Below are 24,762 nucleotides of genomic sequence, written 5' to 3' on the forward strand. Positions count from 1 at the left end.
CATGACGCGCGGTCTTGCAGCTGTAGTTCTCGTATGGCTACTTGCGGCCTGCGCGGCGGTGCAACCGGAAATGCAAGAGCGACGCATTGCTCTGACATTCGATGATGTGCCGCGCGGCGCAGGCGCCTTTCTTCCTGTCAAGGACCGCGCGGATATGCTCCGCCAGGGGCTTCGCGACGCTGGTGTCGAGCAAGCGGCTTTCTTTATCAATCCGGGAAAGCTGGCCGAAAATCCGGAACGCGCGGCCGACATTATGGCCTATATGGCCGACGGCCATGTGATGGCGAACCATACCAGCACGCATCCCTCGCTGCGCGATCTCACCGTGCCGCAATTTCTAGCCGAAATAGACGCGGCGGAAGAATGGCTCGTGCAGCTCGACAATCACCGTCCATGGTTCCGCTACCCTTTCCTTAATGAAGGCGGCGGTGATGCTGCCAAACGCGATGGCGTTCGGGACGGACTGGCCGAGCGCGGCCTTCGCAATGGATACGTCACGGTGGATGCGAGCGACTGGTTTTACGAGGCAAATTCACTCGCCGCACAGCGGGCGAGGTACACGATCGACATGGATGCGCTTTGCGACCTGTTTGTGGAAAGCCATGTCGAGGCCGCCGATTTCTTCGATCGGCTGGCAATCGACGCCATCGGACGCTCCCCCGCACATGTCATGTTGCTGCACGAGGCGGATGTAACGGTGATGTTCCTCGGCGACCTGGTCGAAGCTCTCCAAGCGGATGGATGGACGATCATCCCGGCCGATGAGGCCTATGATGACGCGCTCGGTGCCTTCGCGGCCACTTACGATACGCCGAGCGCGCAAGGCACTCTAATCGAAATGGTGGCATGGGAACGCGGCTTGCCCGCACCGCGCTGGTATCCGCGTAACGACATTGCAGTCGCGCGCGCAGAATATGATCGTCGGGTGCTCGGCATCGAAGAAGGAGCAGCGGAGTGAGAAATGCTTTCATCGCTATGGTCATCCTGCCATTGGCAGCCTGTTCGCAGGATGCCGAAGCGCCGGTCGATAGCGAGGTCGCCCCGACCTCCGCCGATGATGACGAGGTGCTGAGTCAAGGCGAGACTTCGCTCGCCGACGAGACCGATGAAGGACCGACCCGTGCCGCCGTGCGGCTGGTCCCCGGCATCCCCGCGCCCTTTACAGGCGTATGGGACTACGCGGACGGCAACTGCGACGCCATGTCCGATCTCCGCATGGAAATCGAACCGCAGATGATCACCTTCTACGAAAGCATGGGCGAAGTGCAGCAAGTCGCGGTGGAAAGCCGGGATACCATCGTCGTCGATCTCAACATGGAGGGCGAGGGCGAACGCTGGAGCGAGAGCACGCGCTTCACGCTGGAAGATGACGGCGAGCGCCTGATCCCGACCGATGCCGATGGCGAGCAGCGTTGGGATCCGATGCCGCGCAAGCGTTGCCCGCAGGACCGCGCCGCGCGCTAGGCCTCCCGCTCGAACATCGCACCAGCGCCATGCCGGCCAGCATGGCGATCACGAAGACCGCCGCGCTTGCCGGTTCGATCGCAAGAGCGGCAAAGCCGGGCCCGGGGCACAGGCCGGCAATGCCCCAGCCGATACCGAACAGCGCCGCGCCGCCGATGAGTTTCGGCGTAAGGTCGCTCCTCGCCGGCAGGTGAAAGCCGGCTTCGAACAGGGGCCGCGCCATGCCCGGCACGAAGCGCCAGGCGATCGCCATCACGATAAGCGCGCCGCCCATCACGAAAGCGAGCGTCGGATCCCAGTCGCCGAACAGGTCGAGAAAACCGCGCACGCGCGCCGGATCGGTCATGCCGCCCACGGTCAGTCCCGCGCCGAAAACGGTTCCGGCGATCAGCGCGGTGAACCCGCGCATCATGACAGCACCGTCCAGCCCGCCGCCTTCATAAGCGCGACCGTGGCTATGCCTGTCGCCATGAAGACGAGCGTTGCGACGATGGAGCGAGCCGACAGGCGGCTCATCCCGCAAACGCCGTGCCCGCTTGTGCATCCGCTGCCGAGCCGCGTGCCGACCCCCACGACGAGGCCCGCAATCACAAGCGGGATCGGACCGGCAAAGCTCGGCTCCAACCCGCCGCTGTCGAGAGCGACGATCAGCGCGCCTAGCGGAAGGCCGAGGATGAAGGTCAGCGCGCCGCCGCGACCGATGCCGCTGCCGCCAAGTCCGGCGGCCTTTGCGGCTATGCCGGAAACGCCCGCGATCCGACCGAGGCCGAGAAGCACGATTGCCGCCGCCACGCCGATCAGTGCGCCACCCGCCAGCCCTGCCAGCGGTGCGGCGTCTGGAAAGCCCGGCAGCGTCATACCGCGTTCACCGGTATCTTGATGTAACTCACTCCGTTATCCTCCGGTTCGGGCAGTCGCCCTCCGCGAATATTCACCTGCACGCTCGGCAGGATCAGCGTGGGCATATCAAGCGTGGCATCGCGCGCGGTACGCATCGCGACGAATTCGTCCTCCGTCACGCCGTCCTTTACATGCACGTTGTGCTCTCGCTGAAGCGCGACGGTGGTTTCCCACGCATATTCATCCCGCCCCGGCGCCTTGTAATCGTGGCAGAGGAACAGCCGCGTTTCCCTTGGCAGGGCAAGTATGCGGCGGATGGAGCGGAACAGTTGCCGCGCATCGCCGCCGGGGAAATCGGCCCGCGCCGTGCCGAAATCGGGCATGAACAGCGTATCGCAAACGAAAGCTGCGTCGCCGATGATGAAGGCCATGTCGGCAGGCGTATGACCGGGCACGTGCAGCGCGATGCCCTTAAGTTCGCCTATCGAGAACGCTTCGCCATCGCAGAAAAGATGATCGAATTGCGATCCGTCACGTTCGAAATCGGTGCCGGCGTTGAACAGCTTTCCGAACACCTCCTGCACCCGGATGATGCCTTTCCCGATGGCCAGCTTCCCGCCCAGTTTTTCCTGCAGGTAAGGTGCGGCGGAGATGTGATCGGCATGCGCGTGCGTCTCGATATGCCAGGTGACGGTGAGATCGTTCGCGGCGACGTATTCGACGATCCTGTCGGCCGATCCGTTCGATGTCCTGCCGGAAGCCGCCTCGTAATCGAGCACGGAATCGATCACGGCCGCCTCGCTGGTGGCAGGATCGCTGACGACGTAGCTGACCGTATTGGTCGCTTCGTCGAAAAACCCCGCAATGTTCGGCCTCAGGCACGTATCCGAACGCGCGCAAAGGATTTGCGCAGTCGCGGCATCGCGCGCCTCGTCCAATTCGTTCATCGCTCGGCCTCCTCGCGTTTCAGCATGGCCAGCGTCGCGAAACTTGCGAGCCAGTGGGAGCCCATATAGTGGCCGTCCACTGCACCCAAAGAGGCGACAAGGTGGCGCTCGGCATAGCCACCGCCAAGGTCGAGCGCGCGCCAGCACCAGGCGCGGGTGAGGTTCACCCCGTCGAGATGCGCGGCCTTGCCGTCGCTGGGATCGGTAACGCTGACCGGGACGAAAAGCGCCTCCGGCTCGCCGCGATCGAGCTTCGGAAGGAACGCAGCGAACCAGTCGGCGAAATCTGCTGGTGGAAGCACGCGCTTCATCAGCACGGCCTCGATGAGCAGCGGCGGCAGGAACTCGTCCCCGCCCGTTCCTGCAAAGCGCATGTCGCGATCACTGCCGTAGAAGCGCCGCGCCTGATTCTCGATCAGCTCCGCGAGATCGGTATCGCGCTTGCGCGCCCATTCGAGGGTGAGCGTCAGCGCAAAGGCCGTGTTGGCGTGCGCGCCGTGACGAATCGGCCCTGCCAGCGTAGCCAGATAGTCTCGCCACCCGGCTGCGAAATGCTGTGCGAGCGGAGAGATATGTCCGGCCCAGTCGCGATCCTCGTGCCGCCTCGCCTCCAGATGGAGGTAGAGCAGCCACGCCCAGCCATAGGGCCGCTCGAAGCTGCGCGCCGCGGGGCGCTGGGCGTAGGCAAGCTCCGCCTGCAATGCCTCTGCAGTAAGAGTGTGCTGTGCCAGAGTGTCGATCTCCATCGCTTCGGGCATGTCGGGATACATGCGGCGAAGCGTCAGCAGCATCCACCAACTGTGGACGCAGCTATGCCAGTCGAAACTGCCGAAGAAGGCCGGATGAAGCGCGCGCGGACTGGCGACATCGCCGGGCCCGTCCATTACGTGATCGAGCTTGTTGGGATATTCGCGCGTGACATGGCTCAGCGCTATCGCGGCGAAGCGGGCAGCGGTGGTGCGGTCCAGTTTCATTCCGGCGTCCCGTAGCCACCACCACCGGGCGTGCGGATGACCACCACGTCTCCGGGCGACACGTCCACCGCGCCGCCCGCGCCCAACGTGCTGATCGACCCGTCCTCATGCTCGATGAAGGTGTCTCCCGTCTCGGCGTCCTCGCCTCCAGCGATTCCGCGCGGGGCGACAGTACGGCGATTGGCGAGCATCTGGACCTGCATCGCCTCGAGAAAGGCAATGCGCCTTGTCACGCCGTCTCCGCCGCGATGTTTTCCCGCGCCGCCCGATCCCTCGCGAATGGCGAAGCGTTCCACGCGGACCGGCAGCCGCGTCTCCAGCACTTCGGGATCGGTGAGGCGCGAATTGGTCATGTGAGTCTGCACCGCGCTCGCTCCGTCGAAGCCCGGCCCCGCGCCAGCTCCACCGCAGATGGTTTCGTAATATTGATGCTCGGCATTGCCAAAGGTGAGGTTGTTCATCGTCCCCTGCGACGGCGCGAGCGCACCGCAGGCGGCCAAGATCGCATCGGTGACCACCTGGCTCGTCTCGACGTTGCCCGCAACCACCGCGGCGGGCGGCTCGGGCGCGAGCATGGAGCCTGCCGGAATGCGCAGCTCTACCGGGCGCAGGCAGCCATCGTTGAGCGGCACGTCGTCCTCTATCAAGCAGCGAAGTGCGTAGAGCGTGGCGGCACGGGTGATGCTGGCGGGCGCGTTGAAATTGTCGGGCAGCTGTTCGCTGGTGCCGGTGAAGTCCAACACGGTGGATCGCGACTTGCGGTCGATCGAAATGGCAACGCAGACCTTGGCACCGTTGTCCATCGCATAGGAAAAGCTGCCTTCCGGAAGGCGCGCCAGCAGATCGCGCACCGCCGCTTCGCCATTGTCGAGCACATGGCCCATGTAAGCGGAAAGCATCTCGCCAGAATGCTCGCCTGCCGCTGCGGCGAGCAGATCGGCTCCGCGCGCGCATGCCGCAAGCTGCGCTTTCAGATCGGCGATGTTGCGATCGACGTTTCTGGCCGGGTGCGGACCCCCGCCGAGCCTCCCGCGCACCTCGCTGTCCCTGAAATGCCCCTCATCGACCAGCAGCACATCGTCGAGCCGGATGCCCTCGTCATCGATCGTCTTGCTGCCGGGAGGCATGGAACCGGGCGCAGTGCCGCCGATGTCTGCATGGTGCCCGCGCGCTGCGACGAAGGCGTCCGGCGCGGTGCTGTTATCGCTCCAGAACACCGGCACGATCACCGTAATATCCGGCAGATGCGTCCCGCCGTGATAGGGATCGTTGAGGCAATAGGCATCGCCGCGCCGGATGCCGCGCTCGGTGCCGGAACGGCTCTCCATCACCCGCCCGATGCTCGCCGACATGCTGCCGAGGTGCACCGGAATATGCGGCGCATTGGCGATGAGCGCGCCTTGCGCATCGAATAGGGCGCAGGAGAAATCGAGCCGTTCCTTGATGTTCACAGAGGTGGCGGTCGCTTCCAGCACGACGCCCATCTCTTCGGCTATGGCCATGAAAAGATTGTTGAAGATCGAAAGGCGCAGGGGGTCTACTTGCGTTTCTTTGGCCAGCTTGCGTGTCACCGGCGTGGCCCGGATCAGGATCAGCGATCCGTCCGCGGCACTCTCGGCCCGCCAACCGTTTTCCAGCACGGTGGTCGAACCCGACGCCGGGATGACCGCGGGGCCCTCGATCGGCTCGGCAAGTGGGTCGATGGCATATTCCGAAAGGCCGCCGCTCTCGCCGCGCCCCTCCACGGTTATGGCATCGAGGATCACTTCGGCATCGGCATCGGACCATCCGAAGCGACGGCGATGCTCCTCGCGAAATTCGCTTTCGGCATTTTGCGAGAGCGGCATATCGAGAGCGGTATCGCTTCCCTTAAAGCGCAACCGCAGCCGACCGATCTGCGTCGTCCGGTCCGCCGGTATTCCCTGCGCCAGGAGTTCCGCGCGAACATCGTCCCCAAGCGCTTCCAGGACCGGCTGAAAGTCTTCGACGAGAGGCTGAACCACACCGCGCTCGCGCAGCGCCACGACCGGCGCGAGCCCGATGCCATACGCGCTCAGCATCCCGGCAAGGGGGTGTATGAGCACGGTCGAGATGCCGAGTTCATCCGCAACGCGGCAGGCGAATTGTCCACCGGCCCCGCCAAAGCAGGCAAGAGCATGCGTGGTCACGTCATGTCCGCGCGCCGTACTGATCTTGCGGATGGCATTGGCCATCTCGTCCACCGCCAGGGCGAGGAAATTCTCGGCCAGCGCCTCGGCCTCGATCGGTGGCGAAAGGTCGTCGCGGACCTCCTCCAGCCGCGCGCGAGCGGCGCTGACATCCAGCGGCTCCGTGCCATTCGTACCGAACACTCGTGGAAATTGCGCCGGATCGATGCGACCTAGCACGAGATTGCAATCGGTCACCGTCAGCGGGCCACCCTTGCGATAGCAGGCGGGGCCCGGATCGGCACCGGCACTTTCCGGCCCGACGCGCAGGCGCTGACCGTCGAAACGGCAGACCGAGCCTCCGCCCGCCGCAACGGTGTGCACTTGCATCATCGGCGCGGCGATGCGGATGCCGGCGACCACGCTTTCTCCCGTCCGCTCATATTCGCCGGCGAAGTGGCAGACATCTGTGCTGGTCCCGCCCATGTCGAAACCGATCAGCCGCGAATATCCTAGTCGTCGCGCCGTCTCGACCATGCCCACCACACCGCCCGCCGGGCCCGAAAGCACCGCATCCTTGCCGCGAAAGGCGTTGGCATCGGCAAGGCCGCCATTGGATTGCATGAAGCGCAGCGTGCCATGCTCCGGCAATCGCCCCGCCAGCTGCTCGACATAATTCCGGATGACGGGCGAGAGATAGGCGTCGGCGATGCTGGTATCGCCTCGTGGCACCAGCTTGATGAGCGGGGACACCTCATGGCTGGCGCTCACCTGTGTGAAGCCGAGTTCTTGCGCGATCGCGGCCAGTCGGCGCTCATGCGTCGAATGTTTCCAGCCATGCATCAGCACTATGGCGATCGCTTCCACACCTTTTGCGCGCAAGGTCGCAAGCTCTTGCCGGGCGGCATCCTCGTCCAACTCGCGCAGCACCTCTCCATCTGCCGCGACGCGCTCGCCGATTTCGACCACATGCCGTTCGAGCCGTTCGGGCTTGCGGATATCGAGCGCGAAGATGTCGGGGCGCGCCTGATTGCCAATGGCAAGAGCGTCGCGATGTCCGGCCGTGATGGCGAGAGCGACCTCGGCGCCTCGCCGCTCCAGCAGGGCATTCGTCGCGATCGTCGTACCTATTCTGAGTTCGGCAATCGGCGCGCCTGGAAATTGCGCTTCGTGGGCATCGATGATGCGTTTCACCGCCTCGCTCGCAGCGTCTTCGTAATTCAGCGGATCGTTCGAAAGCAGCTTTGCCGTCGTCAACTGCCCATCGGGCAATTGCGCGACGACGTCGGTGAATGTGCCGCCGCGATCGATCGCGAAGCGATAGGAGCCAGTCATGCGACGTCCCTATGCGCAAGGGTCGGTCTCGCCAAGCGCGAGCTTGGGCTTGCACCGCATGGAATATCGCCTAACGCATTGGCACAAGCTGTAAAAACAGATGAGGGACATGATGAAGTCCGAGCGTGACCGTTTTCCGCTGACCGGGCATTTCCTGATGGGCCGACTGCGCGATGCGATGTCGGAAGAGGAAAAGGCGACTGTCGAATCGCTGATCGAAGAAGTCGCCGAGTTCGAGACGGCCGAGGAAATCCTCGGCCGTGGCCAATTGTGCGATCGCTCCACGATGCTGATAGACGGCTTCATGCTGCGCGCGGTCAATACGCAGGATAGGCGATATATCGTCGGTGTGCAGGTGCCCGGCGATTTCGTCGATTTGCACGCCTTTGCGCTCAAACGGCTCGATCACGACATTGTCACGCTAGGCAGGGTGAAGGTCGGCTTTACCACGCATGAGCGCATCAAGGACGTCATGCAGACCAATCCGCACCTTGCGCGGCTGATGTGGTTCTCGACCTTGCTTGATGCGGCTATTCACCGCGAATGGATCATGAAGATGGAGCAATTGCGCGCGCCCCAACGCGTGGCGCATGTCTTTTGCGAGATCTGGAAGCGGCTCGATTTCGTCGGTCTAGGCGAAGAGGGAAAGATCACCACGCCGCTTATCCAGCAGGATCTCGCCGACATGTGCGGGACCACGGCAATCCACATGAATCGTGCGCTGACCGAATTGCGGGACAGCGGTCTTGCGGATTTCCGCCGCGGCACGATTACCGTGCCGGATCGAAAGCAACTCGAAAAATACGGCGTTTTCGACCCGGCATATCTCTACGGCGAAGGTGTGCTCGGACTGCGGGGAGAGCTTTCGATCGGCATGGATTAGCGGACGCCGACCGGTATCTGCACATCGTCTTCCAGCGTTGCGATATCCCGTTCAACATGCGCAACCGACGCCATGGGCAGATAATGCGGTAAGCGGTCCTTGCACTCGGCTCGCTTCAGGCGAAAGCGCTTTTCCTCGACGAGGTCGATGATGCCGACACGCTCGCCATCCGCATCCACCACGATCATGTCCTCCCGAATTTGCGATTTTTCGAACATGAACTTTCTTTCAAAAACATAAGGTTGCGTTTCGATAACGCCTTCGCGCGAGAGACGGTTCCGCAGATCGTCGCGCGGGGAAAACGGCTTGCGCGCGGGGTTCGTTAGAACCTACCTTCGGCTCGCGCGTATAGGACAAACGGCAAATTCGGAGGGCGTGCCATCATGGCGACAGGCGGGTACAGCACAGCGAGAAAGAAGCTCGACTGGAAGCTGGTCGTCCTGATCGTCATCCTCCATGTCGCAGCGCTCGCCGGACTGGCGCGCTTGCTCGCGCCGCAATTCACCGCCGACATCATCGAAGGCGCGACAACATTCGTTTCCGTGGATGTGCGCGAGATCGTCGAACCCGAGGTGGAGCCGAGCATATCTCCGCCTGCCCCGGACGAAGGCGCGGCGGGCAATGTCGGGCAGGAGGCAACCCCGCGCGAAGTGGTTGCGCCGGAGCCGGAGATCGAATTGCCGCGACCCAGCCCAGCACCGCGTGCTTCCTCGACCGGTACGGCGAATCGTTCCGGCGCGCGCGATCGCGGCGATGGCACCGGTGCGGGCGGCGAAGGCAGCGGCACGGGCAGTGGGCGCGGGGGATCGGGCACGGGCGGCGCAGTGGCCGTCAGGCCGTCCGTGCGTTCGGGAGAGCTGAACGAGGCGCGCGATTTCCCGATACCGGAAGGCGGGCGGCAAGCCCGGCTGGGCCGATCCGTGACAGTGCAGTTTATCGTCACCACCGATGGGCGGGCCCGCAATTGCACCGTTGCCAACACCCAGGTCGACGCGACCACGACAGCGCGGGTCTGCCCACTCGTCATCGAGAAAATTCGCTTCAACCCGGCCACCACGGCCGACGGAACGCCGGTCGAGGCGCGCTATGGCTACCGTGTCGATTTTCGAGCGCGCAGCTGAGGCAAGGCTTGCACTTGCCGAGGCAATTCAACAGGGCGTTGCCATGAACGATATCCATCCGGTGATCATGTGTGGGGGCAGCGGCACGCGTCTGTGGCCACGCAGCCGCAAGTCCAAGCCGAAACCGTTCCTACCTCTGGTGGGTGAGACCACCCTGTTCGAACAGACCCTTGCACGATGCGAAGGCGAGGGTTTTGCCGCTCCCGCCATCGTCACCGGCACGGCGCATCTGCCGCATGTCGAGGCGCAGCTCGGCGAACGCGATGCGCGCGTGGTGGTGGAGCCGGAAGCGAAGAACACCGCCGCGGCCATCGCGCTTGCAGCGCTGGTGCTGCCGGAGGATGCCGTGATGCTGGTCTGCCCGAGCGACCACCATATCGCCGATGTCGCCGCCTTTCGTGCCGCCACGCAGGCCGCCGCATCCTTGGCGCGGGATGATCGCATGGTCGCTTTCGGGATCACGCCGACGCACCCGGAAACGGGATATGGCTACATCCTGCGCGGCGATCGTTTGGGTGAAGGCTTTGCTGTCGAACGGTTCGTCGAAAAGCCCGATCTGGAGCGCGCGAACGAATTCCTCGCCCATGGCGGTTATAGCTGGAATGGCGGCATTTTCGCCTTCCGCGCTGGCGCTTTCATGGACGATTTGCAACTGCATCGCCCGGCGCTTGCCGAGGCGGTGCGCCGCTCTGTCGTCGAAGCCAGAGAGGATGGCGCTCGGCTTCATCCCGCACCGGCGCCCTTTGCCGAAATCGAAGGCGAATCCGTCGATTACGCCGTGATGGAAGAGACGCAGCGTGCCGCAATGGTGCCTGTCTCCATGGGCTGGTCCGACATTGGCGGCTGGCCCGCATTGCGCGATACAAGGGATGGCGACGCCGACGGAAACCGCGCGCGCGGATCGGTCGAACTGGTCGATTGCCGAGGCGTGCTTGCCGATACAGACGGGCCGCGCATTTCCGCCATCGGGCTGGAGAATGTCGCCATCGTGGTGGACGGCGATGAGGTGCTCGTGACCAGCATGGCGGGCGCTCAAAAGGTCGGGAAACTGGATGGAGCGAGCAACCAGTGAACGAAATTCTCACCAATCCCGACGGCACGATGATCGCGCAGACCATTCAGCTGGCGCTTGCGCCCGTGTTCGTGCTTGTCGCTATCGGCAGCATTATCGGCTCGCTGACACAACGCCTGGGCCGCGTGGTCGATCGCAGCCGCCAATTGCAGGATCAGTACGAGGCGACCGAAGGGCAGGCGCATGACAAGATCGTGCGCGAAATCCGCTCGCTCGACGAACGGATCGCGCTGATCGGCCACGCGCTGCGGCTAATGGTAATGGCCAGCATATCCATCGGTATCACGGTGATCATTCTGTTCGTCGAGGAGTTCGCCAATCTTGGCATCAACGTCTTCGCCGCCGGTGCCTTCATCATCGCCATCTGCCTGCTGATGTGGGCGCTTCTGCTGTTTCTGAAAGAGACGCGGCTGGCGACCGAGGTGCTGCGGATCGACGACATGTATCTCGAAAGCGACCGCGACCTGGAGCTTTAGTCGTCCCGGTCCTTTGGCGGCGCGATCAAGTGCTGCCCGCTCTGCCTGATCGCCCCTTCGACCATCGGTTTGATGAAGCCGAGCGCGGGTGGCAGCATGATCTGAAACACCAGCTGGGTGTCCTCGATATCGACATGGCCGCGGATCATCTGGCCCATGGCGTTGATCGACATTCCCATGCGGTCCTCGCTCGGCCAGTCGGTCTCGATCTCAGCCAAGCCGCCGGGAATGTAGTCCGCGATCTCGTGACTGTTTTCGCGCAGGCGACGGCGCACTTCGTCACGGCCCAGATCGTGGGGAATGGCGACGTTCATGTCTTTCGCGCCTTCTTGGCCTCGAAGTCGGGCAGCGGCACGCCGGAGCCCTGATCGTCCGCCGAAACCGCCTCGGCATCGCCGTAGCGGTATTCGAGATAACGGCTGCGAATGGCGAGATCGTCCAGCGACCCTTCGGCCAGTTGGCGGGTGACGCTGTCTATTTCCTTGCTGATTTTGCCAAGGCTGTCGACCAGCTGCCGATCCGGGGTCGTACCAACCCGCTCCTCGCGGCGCAGATGATCCGGAATGCGGCGATAGCCCTCGATGGTTTCGGGCAGATGCTCGCCCACCAGCTTGCGCACTTCGGCCGCGGCAGGGTGAGCGGGGTCGATATGTTCTAGCTGCTTGCCCAGCGCATCGAGCTGAACGCCCATCTCCTCGACGATTTTCGCGGCGGCGGCGGGAAGGGCGGGGCGCTGGTGCTCCAGCCACAATTCGGTGCGCGCGACCAATTGCCGCGCATCCTGCGTGCGCGTGAGGTCGGCCCGCTTCGGGATCTTCACCTTGGGATAGTTTGCGAAGATGAAGGCAGCGACCACGATGGCGAAGGCCGCCATCATCACGCCTGCAAAACCGATGCCGTTGAGGATGATGCCAGCGACGCTCGCCGCCATGAAGATCGCCAGCACGGCCGCGCCGAAAAGCCCGGCGCGCTTCAGCAGGTTCTTAGTTTTCAGCCGTTTCGAGCCGCGCCCGATGCTGCGCCCCTCTAGCCGATGCCGTCCGCCCGCCTGATTGTCGCGCAGCACGGCGCGGCTGTCTGACAGGATGCGGTCGGACTGGCGGGTGAGGTCTTCGGCCATCAGCTGCTCTCGAGGCTCAGCAGCCCGCTATCGTTCACCTGCTGCGCGGCTTGGGCCTGGCCTTCGGCGCGGGCGATATAGCCTTTCGACTTCTCGACTTCGGTCGAGAGCACGTCCACGGTCTGCTTCATGCTGTCGAGCGCGCGCAGCTTGAAGCTGTCGACCTCGTCCATCGTGTCGTAGATGTTCTGGAAGGCGCGCTGCAGCGTTTCCATCGGGATGGTGCTGCTGGCCGCCTGTTCGTGGATCTTCGCGGTGTTGTCACGCAGCATCTCGCCGGTGGAATCGATGATGCCGGCCGTCGTCTGGTTGAGCGCGGTGATCTGGCCGAGCACCAGCTTCTGGTTCGTCATCGCCTGCGCCACCGTTACGGCCGTGCGTAGCGCACCGACCGTGGTGGTGCTGGCGCGGTCGACGCCCTTCACCAGCTCGACATTGTTCTTCTTGACCAGATCCAGTGCGAGATAGCCCTGCACGGAGACCGCCATCTGCGTGAGAAGATCCTGCGTGCGCTGGCGGACATAGAACAGCGCCGTCTCGCGAATGGCCTTGGCCTTTTCCGGATCGGACGCGTCGAGTTCGGCGGCCTTTTCCTCCAGCTCGCCGTCCAGCGTCTTGGCGATGTGGATCATCTGTTCGAGCTTGCCCATCGCTTCCCACAGCTTTTGCCGCTCCACGTCGATGGCGGCGTTGTCCATGATCAGCTCGTCCTTGCCGCTCGACAGGCGGGCGAGGATCGACTGGATATGCCCCTGGGCGGAGGTGTAGCTGTCGAAGTAATTCTTCAGGCGATTGCCGAAGGGGATGATGCCGAACAGCTTGCGACCGGAAAGCTTGCCCTTGCGGCCGGGATCTAGATCTTCGACCGTCCGGCGCAATTCCGCCAGATCGGTGCCGACATTGCTGTCCGCATCCATTGCGCGCACGGGCCGATCGAGGAAGCGGTTGGACATCTGGCTGGCCGCCATGATTTCCTTGCGGCCCATATTGGTGATCTGATCGACCTTCTTGCCGAAGTCGGGGGAATTGGCATCGAGCGCAACGAGTTCGTTGACGAAACCGTCCACCTTCTCTTGCAGCGCGCTCTTCTTCTCTTCGCTGACGGGCACGAGACCCGCAGCCTTTTCCGGCGCGACGACGGGCACGGGATCGGGCGGCGTCAGCTCCAGATCGTTTTCGGTCTTGGTCGTCGTCTGGTTCGTGGTTGCCATCGCGCGCGAATTCCCTTCCTCTTCCTGCCCACTGTATTAGGCATGCAAGACACATTTTCAAGCTTTGTGCAAAGCGAGTTTCCGCGATATCGCGCGCCAATGCAAATGGCGATTGTCCGAGGGAGCAGGGCGCGATGGCACAGGAACTAACGGTATTGGCGCTGGCGGGCGTGCTGCTGCTCGTCCACATCTTCACCGCGACGCATTTCAAGACGAAGCAATATGGCGTGGATTGGAACACCGGCGCGCGGGACGAGGACACGCCGCCGCTGAACGATCTTGCTGCGCGGCTGGACCGCGCTCGCGGCAATTTTCTCGAGACGCTGCCGCTTGCGATCATAGCGCTGGGCGGTGTGGTTGTGGCGGGCAAAGCCACCGACCTTACCGCTATCGCCGCGTGGGTGTGGCTCGGCGCGCGGGCCGTCTATCTGCCGCTATATTGGAGCGGCGTCGCCATCTGGCGCACCGTTGTCTGGAGCGTGGCGCTGCTGGCGCTGCTCTATCCGCTCGGTATGCTGCTGCTGGGCTAAGCCGCCAGCTTCAGCGGCTCGATCTCGCCCGAAAGGTACAGCTTCTTTGCCTTGGCGCGGCTGAGCTTGCCCGAACTCGTGCGTGGCAGCGTCCGCGGGGGGACGAGTTCGACGACACAGCTCATGCCCGTGACGGAGCGGACTTTGTCGGCGATCTGATCACGCAGCTTCACGCGCTCGTCCGGGTCGGAAACGCGGCAATGGACGAGCACGGCAGGCGCTTCCTCGCCATTCTCGGTTTCCACTGCGAAGGCGGCGATGTCGCCGTGGTTGAAGCCGGGCAGCTGCTCCACGGCCCATTCGATATCCTGCGGCCAATGGTTCTTGCCGTTGATGATAATCATGTCTTTCGCGCGGCCGACGATGAACAGATAGCCGTTGGCCATATAGCCCATGTCGCCTGTGTCGAGCCATCCGCTGACCAGGCAATCCTGCGTCGCGGTTTCGTCGCGGAAGTAGGAGTGCATGACGCTGGGGCCGCGGCACCAGACCTTGCCGATCTGGTGATCGCTCTTTACCTCGTCATTTTCACCGCGGATCTCGACATCCATGTCGGGCAGCGGCTTTCCGCAATTGACGATCGCGCGGTAACGGGCGGGGCGGGAGAGATCGCGCGGGCTACCGGAAAGCCGCTCTTCCTCCACCAACTCCACCTTGATGCCTTCGCCCGGCGGCATGACGGTGACGGCCAGCGTCGCTTCGGCAAGGCCGTAGCTTGGCGTGAACGCGCCCGCCTTGAAACCCGCATCGGCAAAGGCGTTGACGAATTGCTGCATCACGTCGGGCCGGATCATGTCCGCTCCATTGCCCGCCAGCCGCCAGCGCGACAGGTCGAACCGGTCTGCCACATGGCTCTGGCTGGAAATCCGCCGCGCGCAGATGTCGTAGCCGAAGGTTGGCGAATAGCTCATCGAATTGCCCGGATTGCGACTGATCATGTCAAGCCAGGCAAGCGGGCGGCGGGCAAAATGCTCGGTCTTCAAATAATCGACGCTGACCTGGTTGCCGATCATGGACAGGAAACAGCCGACGAGGCCCATGTCGTGGTAGAGAGGCAACCAGGTCACCCCGCGATCGCCTTCGCCGATATGCATGGTGGTCGCGTGGCCGTAGAGATTGTGCAGCAACGCACGGTGAGTAACGGCGACGCCGGTAGGAAAGCGCGTGGAGCCGGAAGAATATTGCAGGTAGCAGATATCGTCGGGATCGGCATCGGGCAGCTGCGTGTCGGGCGCGTCATGGCCTGCGAATTCGTCCCAGTTCTGCCCGGTGCAGCCCTGCCTGTCGGCGGCGGCCTTCGCCAGCTCGTCGATTTCGGCGGGGTAGAGCAGCAGCTTCGGATCGCTGCTCGAAAGCTGCACGCCGAGCTGTTCGATATAGCTGTCCTTGCCGCCGAAGGTGGTCGGCAGCGGCAGCGGAACCGGCCAGGCCCCGGCATAGACGCAGGCGCAGAACATGGCTGTGAACTCGGGGCTGGTTTCCGCGATCAGCGCCACGCGATCGCCCTTTTCGATACCCATGCCGATCAGGCGCCGGGCATGCTCCAGCGCGTTCTCGCGCATTTCGCTGAAGGTATAGACCCGCTCCAGCGTGCCGCGTGCATCGTGAAAATTCATGCCCTTTTCGCTTTTCGCGGCGTAATCGATCGCCTCGTTGAACGTCGCGAAATCGGATCGACGGCGCGGCAGCGGGCAATCGTTGGGCGTTGGCGTGAGCGCGGGCGTGATCTGGGGGGTGAGTTCGGTCATGCGGAAGCTGTGAACCCTCATAGATGTATGGCGCATTGTGCGCTCTTTCGGCGCTGTGTCGCCTTGTAAAAAAGCGGTGTCGGATACACCGACCCCGCCGTAACGCTTTCCCATTTGAGGGGAAGTGTGGCACGAATAAGGCCAATGCAAGGCAATCGACAAGCGCGCAAACGGGTCCGCACGCCGCCAAAGCCGCTGACACGCGCGGTTCTGGAGGAGTTGGCGCTTGCCTATGTGGCGCGTTTTGCGACCAGCGCGGGAAAGCTGGAGCGGTATCTGCAGCGCAAATTGCGCGAGCGCGGGTGGAGCGAGGACGAGCCGGACGGGGCGGATGTCCCCGCCCTGATCTCTCGTTTCGTGGACAAGGGCTATGTCGATGACGAGGCCTATGCCCGCATGCGCTCGTCAGATCTGCTGCGGCGCGGCTATGGCGCGAACCGTGTGCGCCAGGCGCTCGGCGAAGCGGGGATTGTGGAAGGCGTGCGCGAAAGCGTGCAGCCGGGCGAGGCGGCGCGGAGGCGTGCGGCCCTTCACATGGCGCGCAAACGGCGCTTCGGCCCTTTCGCCGTTCAGCCTGCCGATAGGGAAAAACGGGAAAAACAGATTGCGGCGCTGCTGCGTGCGGGCCACAGCTTCGATCACGCACGCGCCGTGCTTGAAGCGGAAAGCGAGGAGCGGGCCGAAGAATGGCTCGCCGAAGCGGAGGAATGGGAAGAATGACTAGCATTGGCAAACTGTCGCTAATGGCCGCTTCGGCCGCACTGATGGCCTGCTCCCCGCAGGCTGCCGAGCAGGTGCCGGAGCCCACGCAAGCCGCCGCTCAGCAGGACAATGTCTCGCCCGCCGGGCTTGAAATCATTCCCGTCACCGTCACCACGGACGATGGCACGCATGTCTTCACCACCGAAGTGGCTGCGACCACGGAAGAAAAGGCCCGCGGCATGATGTTCCGCACCGAGATGGCCCCGGACGAGGCGATGATCTTCCCATACAATGTGGCTGAAATGCTCGGCTTCTGGATGCGCAACACGGTTCTGCCGCTCGACATCATCTTCATCGCCGAAGACGGAACGATCATCAATATCGAGGACGGCGTCCCCTATAACGAGACGAGCGTGCGCTCAGCCGCGCCGGCAGTCGCCGTGCTGGAGATCATCGGGGGTCGCGCCGAAGAGCTTGGTATCGAGGCTGGCGACCGCGTGGAATGGTGACTTCATTTTCTCTCGCTGCAGATCGCTGCGCGATCGCCTTCGAGGCGGCGGCCTGACCGGCCGGCGCGCATTCGCGCTTGCCCCGTCCGCGTTGCGGCGGCGATCTGGCAATGCCTATTGGAGTGACGGGAATATGCGGCTAATGGCGCGGCCATGAATTTGCTCAAGAAGATCTTCACCTGGTGGGAAGGCGCCACGATCGGCACGTCGCTCTTCACCTGGCGGCGCGGCGAGCATGTCGGCACCGATGCGCAGGGCAACAAGTACTATCGTTCGCGGAACAAGCGCGACCTCGCAACCGACGGGTCTTACACCGGCAAGGAACGGCGCTGGGTGATCTACGATGGCCCGAACGATTCCAGCCGCGTTCCTGCCGAATGGCATGGTTGGCTGCATGGCGCATTTGACGATACGCCGGAAAGCTTCCTGCCGCCGCCCAAGATCTGGGAAGCCGACTTCACGCCCAATGCGACCGGCACCGACAAGCGATACCTGCCCGCAGGTGCACTGGAGCGTGGCGGCAAGCGGGCGCAGGCGCGCGGCGATTACGAAGCATGGACGCCCGAGGGGTGAGACTGCGCCGCACCGCCGGGCTTATCGCCGTTCCGCTGGTGCTTGCCGCCTGCAATAACGACGCGCCCGAACCCGAAGCGCAGCAGACCGAAATTCCAGAGGAACTGCAGACCGACGAGGCCGATGCGCCCGCCATCGCCGTGGACGGTATCGGCACGCCGATGGGAGAGCGCGTGGCAACGCTCGGCCTTATCAACAAGCGCAACAATCTGAGCCGCGACATCGAAATCCGGCCGGGCGAATCGCAGCGTTTCGACGATGTGATCGTCCGCCTCTATGCCTGCGAGCGCACCGCGCCGTGGGAGGAGATACAGCAGACGGGCGGCTTCGTGCAGGTCTTCGTGAACGAGCGGCCGGAGGGCCAGGACGATCGACTGTGGAACCGCGTGTTCTCAGGCTGGCTGTTCAAGGAATCGCCCAGCCTCAACGTCGTCGAGCATCCGATTTACGATGTCTGGCTCAAGGATTGCGCGATGAGCTTCCCGGGCGAGGAAGAGGCCGTGGCCGACTCCTGACGAAACTCCGCCAGGGCGTCCGGCAGGGAGCAGCGCGGCTGCGCATCGCAGGCGTCGGCGAGCAAATCCTGATAGCGATCCCGCGTGATTTCGACGGCGCCGAGCGAGGCGAGATGTTCGGTCATGAATTGGCAATCGAGCAGCCGGAAATCCGCACGCCGCATCAGCGCCACCAGCCAGGCAAGCGCCACCTTGCTGGCATTATCCGCCCGTGCGAACATGCTCTCCCCGCAAAACACCCGCTCGAACGCGACGCCGTAAAGGCCACCCACAAGCGCGCCATCCTGCCAGCATTCGACCGAATGGGCATGGCCTTGGCGATGGAGATTGCGATAGCTGGCTTCGATGGTGTGGCTGATCCACGTTTCGGGATGATCGCGCCGCGGCTCGGCGCAGGCCTGCATCACCGCTCCGAAATCGCCGTCGATCCGCACCTCATACCGCTCGCTCTTCAGCACCTTCGCCAGCGATTTCGAAAGGTGGAAACCTTCCAGCGGCAGTATCGCACGGTTGCGCGGCTCGACCCAGAAGACTTCCGGATCCTCCCGCGAATCGGCCATGGGGAAGACCCCGCTGCGATAGGCGAGGAGAAGCACTTCGGGCGGAATCACGTTTGGCGACGGCGCGTGCATTGTTTGTATCCTATCACGACGCGCGCATCTGGTCGCTTGCCAATGCACCGCCGCCGATATAGAGGCGCCCATCGTTGCAGGGGTGTAGCTCAGTTGGTAGAGCATCGGTCTCCAAAACCGAGGGCCACGGGTTCGAATCCTGTCACCCCTGCCATTTTGTTTGCGATCCGACCTCCGTCGGATCGTCCTCGCCAGACGCGCAGCAAGCTGCGCCGCTGCGGTCGGGCATTTGCTCTCGCCTCGCTGCGCTCGGAGCTCCGCTGCGCTCGGAGCTCCGCTGCGCTCGGAGCTCCGCTGCGGGGCGGCTCGAAGGGCGACAACGACGCCCTTACACATCCGCACCTGTGCGTATCGCGCTGCTCCTTGCCAGCGCTGTCCCGGTTCGGCTCATCTCGTCGCGCGGAGGGAACCGCTTGGCGGCACGCGAATTGTAGGATGCGGACGGACCGCGAAACTTGAAGGAGTGCGACGTGTCGAGAATTTTCCGCAACAGCCGCCCCGACAGCTGGAGCAGCCCGCGTTTTCATAACGACCCGAGCATTCGTTCGATGTCGCATGGCAAGATTCTTCCGATGGAAGAGCCGGGCTTTCTGGCGAAACTGTTCGGCCGGCGCTGACGCCTGATATGGCAGAAAAAAGGGCCGCCGCTCGGGATGAGCGGCGGCCCTTTTTTCTGTGCGCCTTCGGAGCTGGAGGAGCGTCAGTACTCCTCCGGTTCCTCCGGCGTGTCGGCGGTATGCGTCGGCCCGGCATCCTTCTGGCCCTTCGCCAGCTTGAACACCACGCCAGACAGCAGCGCGAGAGCGAGCAGGTTCGGCAGCGCCATTGCGGCGTTGGAGATATCGCCCATGCGCCAGACCAGCGTCAGGTCCAGCGTGGAGCCGAGATAGATCACCACGCACCACAGCACGCGCCAGATCATGTGCAGCACCTTCTCGCCGCCGCGGGTCGAGCCCGGCACACGGTCGTAAATGAAGGTGATCGCCCGTTCGCCGTAATAGCTCCACGTCAGCAGCGTGGTGAACACAAAGAGGATGAGCGCGATACTGGCAATCAGCGTGCCGATGGGAACGCCGACGATCTCGAACGGGAAGGCTGCGGCAAAGGCGCCGCTCGTCATTGCGAAGCCTTCCAGATCGGAATTCCACGCATGCGCCACGCTTTCACCGCCTGCGGTAAAATCACCCTGCACCGTCAGCATGACGAGCGCTGTCATGGTGCAGATCACGATCGTGTCGATGAAGGTACCCAGCATCGCCATGCGGCCCTGCTGCTGCGGATCATTCGTCTGCGCAACGGCGTGGGCGATAGGCGTCGAACCCTGGCCCGCTTCGTTCGAAAACAGACCGCGCGCGACACCGGCACGGATTGCCAGCATGATCGCCGCCCCGGCAAAACCGCCTGTGGCCGCCTGTGGATTGATCGCCCCGTTGAAAATCAGCGCGAAAGTCGCCGGAAGGTCGCCGAAGTTCAGGATCAGCGCGAGCACGGCCATAACGATGTAAGCTGCCGCCATGAAGGGAATGATCTTTTCCGCCACGCTGCCGATCGACTTGATCCCGCCGATGATGACGATGAAGACGAGGATGGCGGTGACGAGGCCGCCGATCCATTCCTCGATGCCGAACAGCTCGTTCATGCCGTCCGCAATCGCATTGGCCTGGATGGAATTGCCGGTGACGAGCGCGGAGAACAGCGTGCCGAGGCAGAAGACGATGGCGAGCCATGTCCATTTCTTGCCGAGGCCCATCATGATGTAGGTCATCGGGCCGCCGCGATAGATGCCGTCCGACGTTTTCTCGCGGTATCGAATGGCGAGCGAACCTTCGGCAAAGGCAAGCGCCATGCCGACCAGCGCGGTGATCCACATCCAGAAGATGGCGCCGGGGCCACCCAGCGCGATGGCAGTGGCGACGCCGGCAAGGTTGCCCGTGCCGACCTGCCCAGAAAGCGCTGTCGAGAGCGCGGCGAAAGGCGAAATTTCGCCCGCGCCTTCACCCTTGCGGCTGGAGAACAGGCCCTTGAACGCGCTGCCCAGCTTGACGATGGGATAGAAGCGCAGGCCGATCATGATCCACATGCCGATGCCCAGCAGGATCAGCGTCATGGGCGGAATCGGCTGGCCGCCGATGGAAAGCCAGGACAGAGCTTCCCCGTTCCAGGTGCCTCCCCAGATGAAATCCGATACATTGGTGACCCGGTCGATCAACGAGACCGAGCCGCTTTCGCTGGCGGCAGACATTCTTTGAATTTCCCCTCACATCCCTTGTGAAGCACGCATAGCTATCGAGGCTTGCCCGTGCTGCATAGCCCAAATGTCGGTTTGCCCGCTCTTGCCAAGCGGCGGAGGTCGGCCTAAACGGCTCTCCGTCTTTCCGACATCGGAGCACTCGAAAGCCCCTCCCGGACATTGCCCGGGGCGGCGAGACCTCCTACCTGAAAGACACGATACAAGTTTTGACAGCAGGCGATCAGGCAATGGCCGAACAGGCACCCAACAAGAAGACCAGCCCGGGCGAATTCGTCCGCCAGGTCCGTTCGGAAACGTCCAAGGTGGTCTGGCCCACCTGGCCCGAAACCGCCCGCACGGGCATTTTCGTCGGCATCATGGTGATCATCCTGTCGCTGTTCTTCCTGGCCGTCGATTCGCTGTTCGGCTGGGTCGTGCGCCAGTTGCTGGCGTTGCTCTGACGCCCGCCGCGCACACACGATAATTCATAGGAAAACGAGAGACGCAATGGCTGCCCGCTGGTACATCATCCACGCCTATTCCGGTTTCGAAAACAAGGTGCGCGACGCCATCCTGTCCGAGGCGGACCGTCTCGGCCTTGCCGAAGGTGTCGAGGAGGTCGAAGTGCCGACCGAGACCGTGACCGAGATCAAGCGTGGCAAGAAGGTGCAGACCGAGCGAAAGTTCATGCCCGGCTACGTGCTGGCCAAGCTGAACATGACGGACGATGTATATCACCTCGTCAAGAACACGCCGAAGGTCACCGGCTTTCTTGGCTCGGGAAACAAGCCGCAGCCGATTTCCGAAAAGGAAGCGGCGCGCTATTTCGGCGGCGTCGAGGAAGCCAAGTCGGCTCCGAAGAAGGACATCAGCGTCGATTACGAGATCGGAGATCAGGTCAAGGTGCTGGAAGGCCCCTTCGCCAGTTTCAACGGCGAGGTCGAGGAACTCGATTTCGACAAGGCGAAGGTCAAGGTCAGTGTGTCCATCTTCGGCCGCGCAACGCCGGTGGAACTGGATTTCGACCAGGTCGAACTCGTCAAGTAAAGCGCGCGGGCCGCGTGGCCCGGCTCCGGAATGCAACACGACAGCGTTTCGCCTCCGGGCGGGGCGCTGTTTGCATTTGCGGCAATGAGGCTTGTCTTTTCCGATCATCGGCACATGGTGGGAAAATGTTGCTCTCAATCCGAAAGTCTATCGTTGTCAGGTCATGTCTCGCCGCGCTGGCGAGCATCGTACTGGCGTCCTGCGCCGCGCTTCCCGTATCGCTGCCTGCATTGCCGGTTCCGCCCCCTTCGTGGACGACGATCAATGGCGCTGGCCAACCCACAGCGCGGCATGAAGCAGGCTTTGTGGAGCATGATGGCAAGCTCTATCTGATCGGCGGACGCGGCGTGAAACCGACCGATATCTTCGATCCGGTGGCCGACAGCTGGAGCGCGGGCGCAGCAGTGCCGGTGGAAATGCATCACTTCCAGCCTGTTTCTGTCGGCGATGAAATCTGGATTGTCGGCGCGATGACGGGCGGTTGGCCAAACGAAACGCCGCTGCCCCATGTATGGCGCTACCTTCCCGGCGAGGATCGCTGGGAAGAGGGGATCGCTCTGCCGCAACACCGCCTGCGCGGCGGTGGCGGCGTGGCCATCTATGGCGGACGCCTTTGGTGGGCCGGGGGCATCACCGATGGTCATGTCAGCGGATCGAATGGATGGCTGGACAGCTATGATCTGGAAACCGGTGAATGGCGCGTCCATGCCGATGCGCCGCATCGGCGCGATCACTTCCAGCTGCTGGCGACCGGAAATCGCCTCTATCTCGCAGGCGGGCGGCGCACGGGTGAAGATCCGGATAGCGGCTTCGAGCCGACAGAACCGCAAGGCGATATGTTCGACATTGCCAATGACCGCTGGCTGCCGACAGACCCGGCCTTTTGCTTGGCCGAACCCAGCGCCGGTATGATGGCGGCGGTTTGGGATGGCAGGCTGATCTTTACTGGCGGTGAGAGCGGAGCCCAGCAGGCCGCACATGCGCGTGTGGCGGTGTATGACCCTGCCACCCGCATCTGGAGCGCTTTGCCTGCGCTCAACAATGGTCGCCACGGAACCGGCCTGGCGATCCACAATGGCCTCGCCTATGTCGCTTCCGGAGCGGGCGATCGTGGTGGCGGCCCGGAGCTGACCAGTATTGAAGCGTTGGGCATGCCCAGATTGTTGAAGCCGACGCAGGCCACGGCTTTCCAGCCCGTTACGCTGGACTTTCTGGCGTCTGAATACATGCAGGAAAGCGATCCTGCGACCTTCACCGATCATCGCCTGATGGTGCGTTTTACGTCCGACAGCGGTGATCCGTCGATTACAGTGCGCGGCTTTTTCGCAGGCGATGGCGATGCTGCCGATAGCAGCGCGGATGGCGGCCATATCTGGCGCGCCATTTTTACTCCGCCGGCTGCCGGCAACTGGCGCTGGACGGCCCGCTTTGCCGCCGGTGATGATATTGCCATCAGCACGGATTTTGCCGCTGGCGAGGATATGCCGATAGGAAGGCCCGCCCAGCGTGGCAGCCAGACCGGCGTTCTGGCCGTAGCGGAAAACCGACAGGACGGTTCCAGCTGGACCTCTGCCGATTACGGCCCGCTACGCGTCGTAGACGGCCGCTATCGCCTCCCTGATCAACGCGAATGGATCAAGAGCGGTGCGAATTCGCCCGAGAACCTGCTCGGCTTCGACGGCTTCGACGGAACCTATCGCACCAGCGGAAATGCTCGCGATGGCGAGGCGGATAGCGGCGATGCACTCCACACCTTCGCTCCGCATCTGAACGACTGGCAGCCCGGAGATCCGCAATGGGGCGCCGGCGAGGGGCGCGCTCTTGTCGGCTTGATGAATTACCTCGCCAGCGTGGGCGTGAATTCGCAATATTTCCTCACGTGGAATGTGGAGGGCGATGGCAAGGACGTGTGGCCCTACACTGCGCATGACACTTACGAGACCTTCGACGTCTCCAAGCTCGGGCAGTGGAACCGGCTGTTCGATCATATGCAGGCGCGGGGCATCGCATTGCATGTCGTCTTGCAGGAAACCGAGAACGAGTTGCTGATGGATGGCGGCAATACCGAGCGCGAACGGCGGCTCTACATGGCCGAAATGGTCGCGCGCTTCGCCCACCATAACGGGCTGATCTGGAACCTCGGTGAGGAAAATGGCCCCGTCCATTGGAGGCCCGAAGGGCAGACGGACGAGCAGCGCATGGCGATGATCGACCGGATGAGCGCCATCGATCCGTACAACCGCCCCTTGCTGCTTCACACCCATTCCGAAGCTGCCGACAAGGACGAAATCCTCACTCCGCTGCTTGGCTATCCGGGTCTGGACGGGCTTTCCTTCCAGGTCTCCGACCCTGAGCTGGTCGCATCAGAAACCGCCAAATGGCTGCACCTTTCGCGGGAAGCGGGCAATCCGTGGGTGATCACGATGGACGAGATCGGGCCGTGGCAGGATGGCGCAATCCCGGACGACGAAGCGTCGGATGATCATGCCCGCCTTCTGCAATTGGCAATGCAGGCGCATCTCGAAGCGGGCGGGTCCGGTGTCGAATGGTATTTTGGCGCCCATCACCCGCATAACGATCTTACGGCCGAGGATCTGCGCAGCCGCGACCTGTTGTTCCGCCGCGCGGCAGAGATCAGAAGGGCGTGGGAGGCGGCACAGTCACGCTAGCGCTTCCCAACCGGAAG

General features: G+C 63.2%; 27 protein-coding genes and 1 tRNA gene. 16 read left to right on the forward strand and 12 right to left on the reverse strand.

The window, feature by feature from the left end; all coding sequences use genetic code 11:
- Window positions 1-70 precede the first annotated feature (70 nt).
- Window positions 71-958, forward strand: a complete 888-nt coding sequence (locus D6201_RS11070; RefSeq protein WP_242447589.1) for a polysaccharide deacetylase family protein — start codon at window positions 71-73, stop codon at window positions 956-958.
- Entirely contained in the window at window positions 955-1,464 is a 510-nt protein-coding gene (locus D6201_RS11075) for a hypothetical protein (protein ID WP_133304006.1), read from the forward strand. The genes D6201_RS11070 and D6201_RS11075 overlap by 4 nt, the downstream gene beginning before the upstream one ends.
- Here the strand turns inward: D6201_RS11075 and D6201_RS11080 are convergent.
- From D6201_RS11080 to D6201_RS11100, 5 genes are read right to left on the reverse strand one after another with little or no spacing between them, the layout of a single operon-like run.
- Window positions 1,355-1,876 carry a DUF6691 family protein gene (locus tag D6201_RS11080; protein WP_242447523.1) on the reverse strand — a complete coding sequence of 174 codons (522 nt, stop codon included), beginning with the start codon at window positions 1,874-1,876 and terminating at the stop codon, window positions 1,355-1,357. The two genes, D6201_RS11075 and D6201_RS11080, sit on opposite strands and share 110 nt — an antisense overlap.
- Window positions 1,873-2,322, reverse strand: coding sequence for a YeeE/YedE family protein (locus D6201_RS11085; protein ID WP_120048836.1), 450 nt, complete (start codon window positions 2,320-2,322; stop codon window positions 1,873-1,875). The genes D6201_RS11080 and D6201_RS11085 overlap by 4 nt, the downstream gene beginning before the upstream one ends.
- Window positions 2,319-3,251 carry an MBL fold metallo-hydrolase gene (locus D6201_RS11090; RefSeq protein ID WP_120048837.1) on the reverse strand — a complete coding sequence of 311 codons (933 nt, stop codon included), beginning with the start codon at window positions 3,249-3,251 and terminating at the stop codon, window positions 2,319-2,321. Before D6201_RS11090 ends, D6201_RS11085 begins: the two co-directional genes overlap by 4 nt.
- Window positions 3,248-4,225 carry a DUF2891 domain-containing protein gene (locus D6201_RS11095; protein ID WP_120048838.1) on the reverse strand — a complete coding sequence of 326 codons (978 nt, stop codon included), beginning with the start codon at window positions 4,223-4,225 and terminating at the stop codon, window positions 3,248-3,250. Before D6201_RS11095 ends, D6201_RS11090 begins: the two co-directional genes overlap by 4 nt.
- Window positions 4,222-7,707 (reverse strand): hydantoinase B/oxoprolinase family protein, encoded by a 3,486-nt coding sequence (locus D6201_RS11100; RefSeq protein ID WP_120048839.1) that lies wholly within the window; start codon window positions 7,705-7,707, stop codon window positions 4,222-4,224. The genes D6201_RS11095 and D6201_RS11100 overlap by 4 nt, the downstream gene beginning before the upstream one ends.
- Before the next feature lie 109 nt (window positions 7,708-7,816).
- Between D6201_RS11100 and D6201_RS11105 the strand changes: the two genes are divergently transcribed.
- Window positions 7,817-8,590, forward strand: coding sequence for a Crp/Fnr family transcriptional regulator (locus tag D6201_RS11105; protein WP_120049371.1), 774 nt, complete (start codon window positions 7,817-7,819; stop codon window positions 8,588-8,590).
- On the opposite strand, the gene D6201_RS11110 is transcribed toward D6201_RS11105, so the two are convergent.
- Window positions 8,587-8,808 carry a DUF2171 domain-containing protein gene (locus D6201_RS11110; RefSeq protein ID WP_120048840.1) on the reverse strand — a complete coding sequence of 74 codons (222 nt, stop codon included), beginning with the start codon at window positions 8,806-8,808 and terminating at the stop codon, window positions 8,587-8,589. The genes D6201_RS11105 and D6201_RS11110 overlap by 4 nt on opposite strands.
- A gap of 165 nt (window positions 8,809-8,973) precedes the next feature.
- On the opposite strand from D6201_RS11110, the gene D6201_RS11115 reads away from it, so the two are divergent.
- Genes D6201_RS11115 through D6201_RS11125 form a run of 3 tightly spaced genes read left to right on the forward strand, consistent with a single transcriptional unit; the run spans window position 8,974 to window position 11,259 of the window.
- Window positions 8,974-9,711: an energy transducer TonB gene (locus D6201_RS11115; RefSeq protein ID WP_120048841.1), complete on the forward strand. Its 738-nt coding sequence runs from the start codon at window positions 8,974-8,976 to the stop codon at window positions 9,709-9,711.
- Window positions 9,712-9,754: 43 nt separating this feature from the next.
- Window positions 9,755-10,783: a mannose-1-phosphate guanylyltransferase gene (locus D6201_RS11120; protein ID WP_120048842.1), complete on the forward strand. Its 1,029-nt coding sequence runs from the start codon at window positions 9,755-9,757 to the stop codon at window positions 10,781-10,783.
- Window positions 10,780-11,259 (forward strand): DUF2721 domain-containing protein, encoded by a 480-nt coding sequence (locus tag D6201_RS11125; RefSeq protein ID WP_242447524.1) that lies wholly within the window; start codon window positions 10,780-10,782, stop codon window positions 11,257-11,259. The genes D6201_RS11120 and D6201_RS11125 overlap by 4 nt, the downstream gene beginning before the upstream one ends.
- Here D6201_RS11125 and D6201_RS11130 read toward each other — a convergent pair.
- From D6201_RS11130 to D6201_RS11140, 3 genes are read right to left on the reverse strand one after another with little or no spacing between them, the layout of a single operon-like run.
- A complete protein-coding gene (locus D6201_RS11130) occupies window positions 11,256-11,573 on the reverse strand; it encodes a polyhydroxyalkanoic acid system family protein (RefSeq protein ID WP_120048843.1) in 318 nt (105 codons plus the stop codon). The genes D6201_RS11125 and D6201_RS11130 overlap by 4 nt on opposite strands.
- Window positions 11,570-12,379, reverse strand: coding sequence for a hypothetical protein (locus tag D6201_RS11135; RefSeq protein ID WP_120048844.1), 810 nt, complete (start codon window positions 12,377-12,379; stop codon window positions 11,570-11,572). The genes D6201_RS11130 and D6201_RS11135 overlap by 4 nt, the downstream gene beginning before the upstream one ends.
- Complete coding sequence (locus tag D6201_RS11140; RefSeq protein WP_120048845.1) at window positions 12,379-13,590, reverse strand: toxic anion resistance protein; 1,212 nt, start codon at window positions 13,588-13,590, stop codon at window positions 12,379-12,381. Before D6201_RS11140 ends, D6201_RS11135 begins: the two co-directional genes overlap by 1 nt.
- Window positions 13,591-13,724: 134 nt before the next feature.
- Here D6201_RS11140 and D6201_RS11145 point away from each other — a divergent pair, with 134 nt between their 5' ends.
- Window positions 13,725-14,120 (forward strand): MAPEG family protein, encoded by a 396-nt coding sequence (locus D6201_RS11145; protein WP_120048846.1) that lies wholly within the window; start codon window positions 13,725-13,727, stop codon window positions 14,118-14,120.
- On the opposite strand, the gene D6201_RS11150 is transcribed toward D6201_RS11145, so the two are convergent.
- Window positions 14,117-15,868, reverse strand: a complete 1,752-nt coding sequence (locus tag D6201_RS11150) for a fatty acyl-AMP ligase (protein WP_120048847.1) — start codon at window positions 15,866-15,868, stop codon at window positions 14,117-14,119. The two genes, D6201_RS11145 and D6201_RS11150, sit on opposite strands and share 4 nt — an antisense overlap.
- A 144-nt stretch (window positions 15,869-16,012) precedes the next feature.
- Between D6201_RS11150 and D6201_RS11155 the strand changes: the two genes are divergently transcribed.
- The 4 genes from D6201_RS11155 (at window position 16,013) to D6201_RS11170 (ending at window position 18,167) form a co-directional block, all read left to right on the forward strand.
- Entirely contained in the window at window positions 16,013-16,588 is a 576-nt protein-coding gene (locus tag D6201_RS11155) for a regulatory protein RecX (protein ID WP_120048848.1), read from the forward strand.
- Window positions 16,585-17,079, forward strand: a complete 495-nt coding sequence (locus D6201_RS11160) for a DUF192 domain-containing protein (protein ID WP_242447525.1) — start codon at window positions 16,585-16,587, stop codon at window positions 17,077-17,079. Before D6201_RS11155 ends, D6201_RS11160 begins: the two co-directional genes overlap by 4 nt.
- Window positions 17,080-17,232: 153 nt before the next feature.
- Entirely contained in the window at window positions 17,233-17,652 is a 420-nt protein-coding gene (locus D6201_RS11165; protein WP_120048850.1) for an NADH:ubiquinone oxidoreductase subunit NDUFA12, read from the forward strand.
- Window positions 17,649-18,167: a DUF2155 domain-containing protein gene (locus D6201_RS11170; RefSeq protein WP_242447526.1), complete on the forward strand. Its 519-nt coding sequence runs from the start codon at window positions 17,649-17,651 to the stop codon at window positions 18,165-18,167. Before D6201_RS11165 ends, D6201_RS11170 begins: the two co-directional genes overlap by 4 nt.
- Here the strand turns inward: D6201_RS11170 and aat are convergent.
- Entirely contained in the window at window positions 18,098-18,799 is a 702-nt protein-coding gene (aat, locus tag D6201_RS11175) for a leucyl/phenylalanyl-tRNA--protein transferase (RefSeq protein WP_165853543.1), read from the reverse strand. The two genes, D6201_RS11170 and aat, sit on opposite strands and share 70 nt — an antisense overlap.
- Window positions 18,800-18,877: 78 nt before the next feature.
- Here aat and D6201_RS11180 point away from each other — a divergent pair.
- Window positions 18,878-18,953, forward strand: a tRNA-Trp gene (locus D6201_RS11180).
- A gap of 316 nt (window positions 18,954-19,269) precedes the next feature.
- The gene (locus D6201_RS12980) at window positions 19,270-19,416 is read left to right on the forward strand and encodes a hypothetical protein (RefSeq protein ID WP_165853544.1); all 147 of its coding nucleotides are present in this window, start codon (window positions 19,270-19,272) and stop codon (window positions 19,414-19,416) included.
- An 83-nt stretch (window positions 19,417-19,499) separates the two neighbouring features.
- Here D6201_RS12980 and D6201_RS11185 read toward each other — a convergent pair whose 3' ends face one another.
- Window positions 19,500-21,041 carry an alanine/glycine:cation symporter family protein gene (locus D6201_RS11185; RefSeq protein WP_120048853.1) on the reverse strand — a complete coding sequence of 514 codons (1,542 nt, stop codon included), beginning with the start codon at window positions 21,039-21,041 and terminating at the stop codon, window positions 19,500-19,502.
- A gap of 236 nt (window positions 21,042-21,277) precedes the next feature.
- On the opposite strand from D6201_RS11185, the gene secE reads away from it, so the two are divergent.
- The 3 genes from secE (at window position 21,278) to D6201_RS11200 (ending at window position 24,745) form a co-directional block, all read left to right on the forward strand.
- Window positions 21,278-21,490, forward strand: a complete 213-nt coding sequence (gene secE, locus D6201_RS11190) for a preprotein translocase subunit SecE (protein WP_120048854.1) — start codon at window positions 21,278-21,280, stop codon at window positions 21,488-21,490.
- Window positions 21,491-21,536: 46 nt separating this feature from the next.
- Entirely contained in the window at window positions 21,537-22,076 is a 540-nt protein-coding gene (gene nusG / locus D6201_RS11195; RefSeq protein WP_120048855.1) for a transcription termination/antitermination protein NusG, read from the forward strand.
- 230 nt (window positions 22,077-22,306) lie between these two features.
- A complete protein-coding gene (locus D6201_RS11200; protein WP_165853545.1) occupies window positions 22,307-24,745 on the forward strand; it encodes a DUF5060 domain-containing protein in 2,439 nt (812 codons plus the stop codon).
- The last annotated feature ends 17 nt before the right edge of the window (window positions 24,746-24,762 follow it).

It is taken from the genome of Aurantiacibacter aquimixticola (assembly GCF_003605475.1).
In the GTDB taxonomy this organism is placed as follows: domain Bacteria; phylum Pseudomonadota; class Alphaproteobacteria; order Sphingomonadales; family Sphingomonadaceae; genus Alteraurantiacibacter; species Alteraurantiacibacter aquimixticola_B.

Coding starts and splice junctions, on each gene's coding strand:
- D6201_RS11070 (WP_242447589.1), top strand. CDS start 71: ATGCAAGAGCGACGCATTGCTCTGACATTCGATGATGTGCCGCGCGGC.
- D6201_RS11080 (WP_242447523.1), bottom strand. CDS start 1,876: ATGATGCGCGGGTTCACCGCGCTGATCGCCGGAACCGTTTTCGGCGCG.
- D6201_RS11085 (WP_120048836.1), bottom strand. CDS start 2,322: ATGACGCTGCCGGGCTTTCCAGACGCCGCACCGCTGGCAGGGCTGGCG.
- D6201_RS11090 (WP_120048837.1), bottom strand. CDS start 3,251: ATGAACGAATTGGACGAGGCGCGCGATGCCGCGACTGCGCAAATCCTT.
- D6201_RS11095 (WP_120048838.1), bottom strand. CDS start 4,225: ATGAAACTGGACCGCACCACCGCTGCCCGCTTCGCCGCGATAGCGCTG.
- D6201_RS11100 (WP_120048839.1), bottom strand. CDS start 7,707: ATGACTGGCTCCTATCGCTTCGCGATCGATCGCGGCGGCACATTCACC.
- D6201_RS11105 (WP_120049371.1), top strand. CDS start 7,817: ATGATGAAGTCCGAGCGTGACCGTTTTCCGCTGACCGGGCATTTCCTG.
- D6201_RS11110 (WP_120048840.1), bottom strand. CDS start 8,808: ATGTTCGAAAAATCGCAAATTCGGGAGGACATGATCGTGGTGGATGCG.
- D6201_RS11115 (WP_120048841.1), top strand. CDS start 8,974: ATGGCGACAGGCGGGTACAGCACAGCGAGAAAGAAGCTCGACTGGAAG.
- D6201_RS11120 (WP_120048842.1), top strand. CDS start 9,755: ATGAACGATATCCATCCGGTGATCATGTGTGGGGGCAGCGGCACGCGT.
- D6201_RS11130 (WP_120048843.1), bottom strand. CDS start 11,573: ATGAACGTCGCCATTCCCCACGATCTGGGCCGTGACGAAGTGCGCCGT.
- D6201_RS11135 (WP_120048844.1), bottom strand. CDS start 12,379: ATGGCCGAAGACCTCACCCGCCAGTCCGACCGCATCCTGTCAGACAGC.
- D6201_RS11140 (WP_120048845.1), bottom strand. CDS start 13,590: ATGGCAACCACGAACCAGACGACGACCAAGACCGAAAACGATCTGGAG.
- D6201_RS11145 (WP_120048846.1), top strand. CDS start 13,725: ATGGCACAGGAACTAACGGTATTGGCGCTGGCGGGCGTGCTGCTGCTC.
- D6201_RS11150 (WP_120048847.1), bottom strand. CDS start 15,868: ATGACCGAACTCACCCCCCAGATCACGCCCGCGCTCACGCCAACGCCC.
- D6201_RS11155 (WP_120048848.1), top strand. CDS start 16,013: ATGCAAGGCAATCGACAAGCGCGCAAACGGGTCCGCACGCCGCCAAAG.
- D6201_RS11160 (WP_242447525.1), top strand. CDS start 16,585: ATGACTAGCATTGGCAAACTGTCGCTAATGGCCGCTTCGGCCGCACTG.
- D6201_RS11165 (WP_120048850.1), top strand. CDS start 17,233: ATGAATTTGCTCAAGAAGATCTTCACCTGGTGGGAAGGCGCCACGATC.
- aat (WP_165853543.1), bottom strand. CDS start 18,799: ATGCACGCGCCGTCGCCAAACGTGATTCCGCCCGAAGTGCTTCTCCTC.
- D6201_RS11185 (WP_120048853.1), bottom strand. CDS start 21,041: ATGTCTGCCGCCAGCGAAAGCGGCTCGGTCTCGTTGATCGACCGGGTC.
- secE (WP_120048854.1), top strand. CDS start 21,278: ATGGCCGAACAGGCACCCAACAAGAAGACCAGCCCGGGCGAATTCGTC.
- nusG (WP_120048855.1), top strand. CDS start 21,537: ATGGCTGCCCGCTGGTACATCATCCACGCCTATTCCGGTTTCGAAAAC.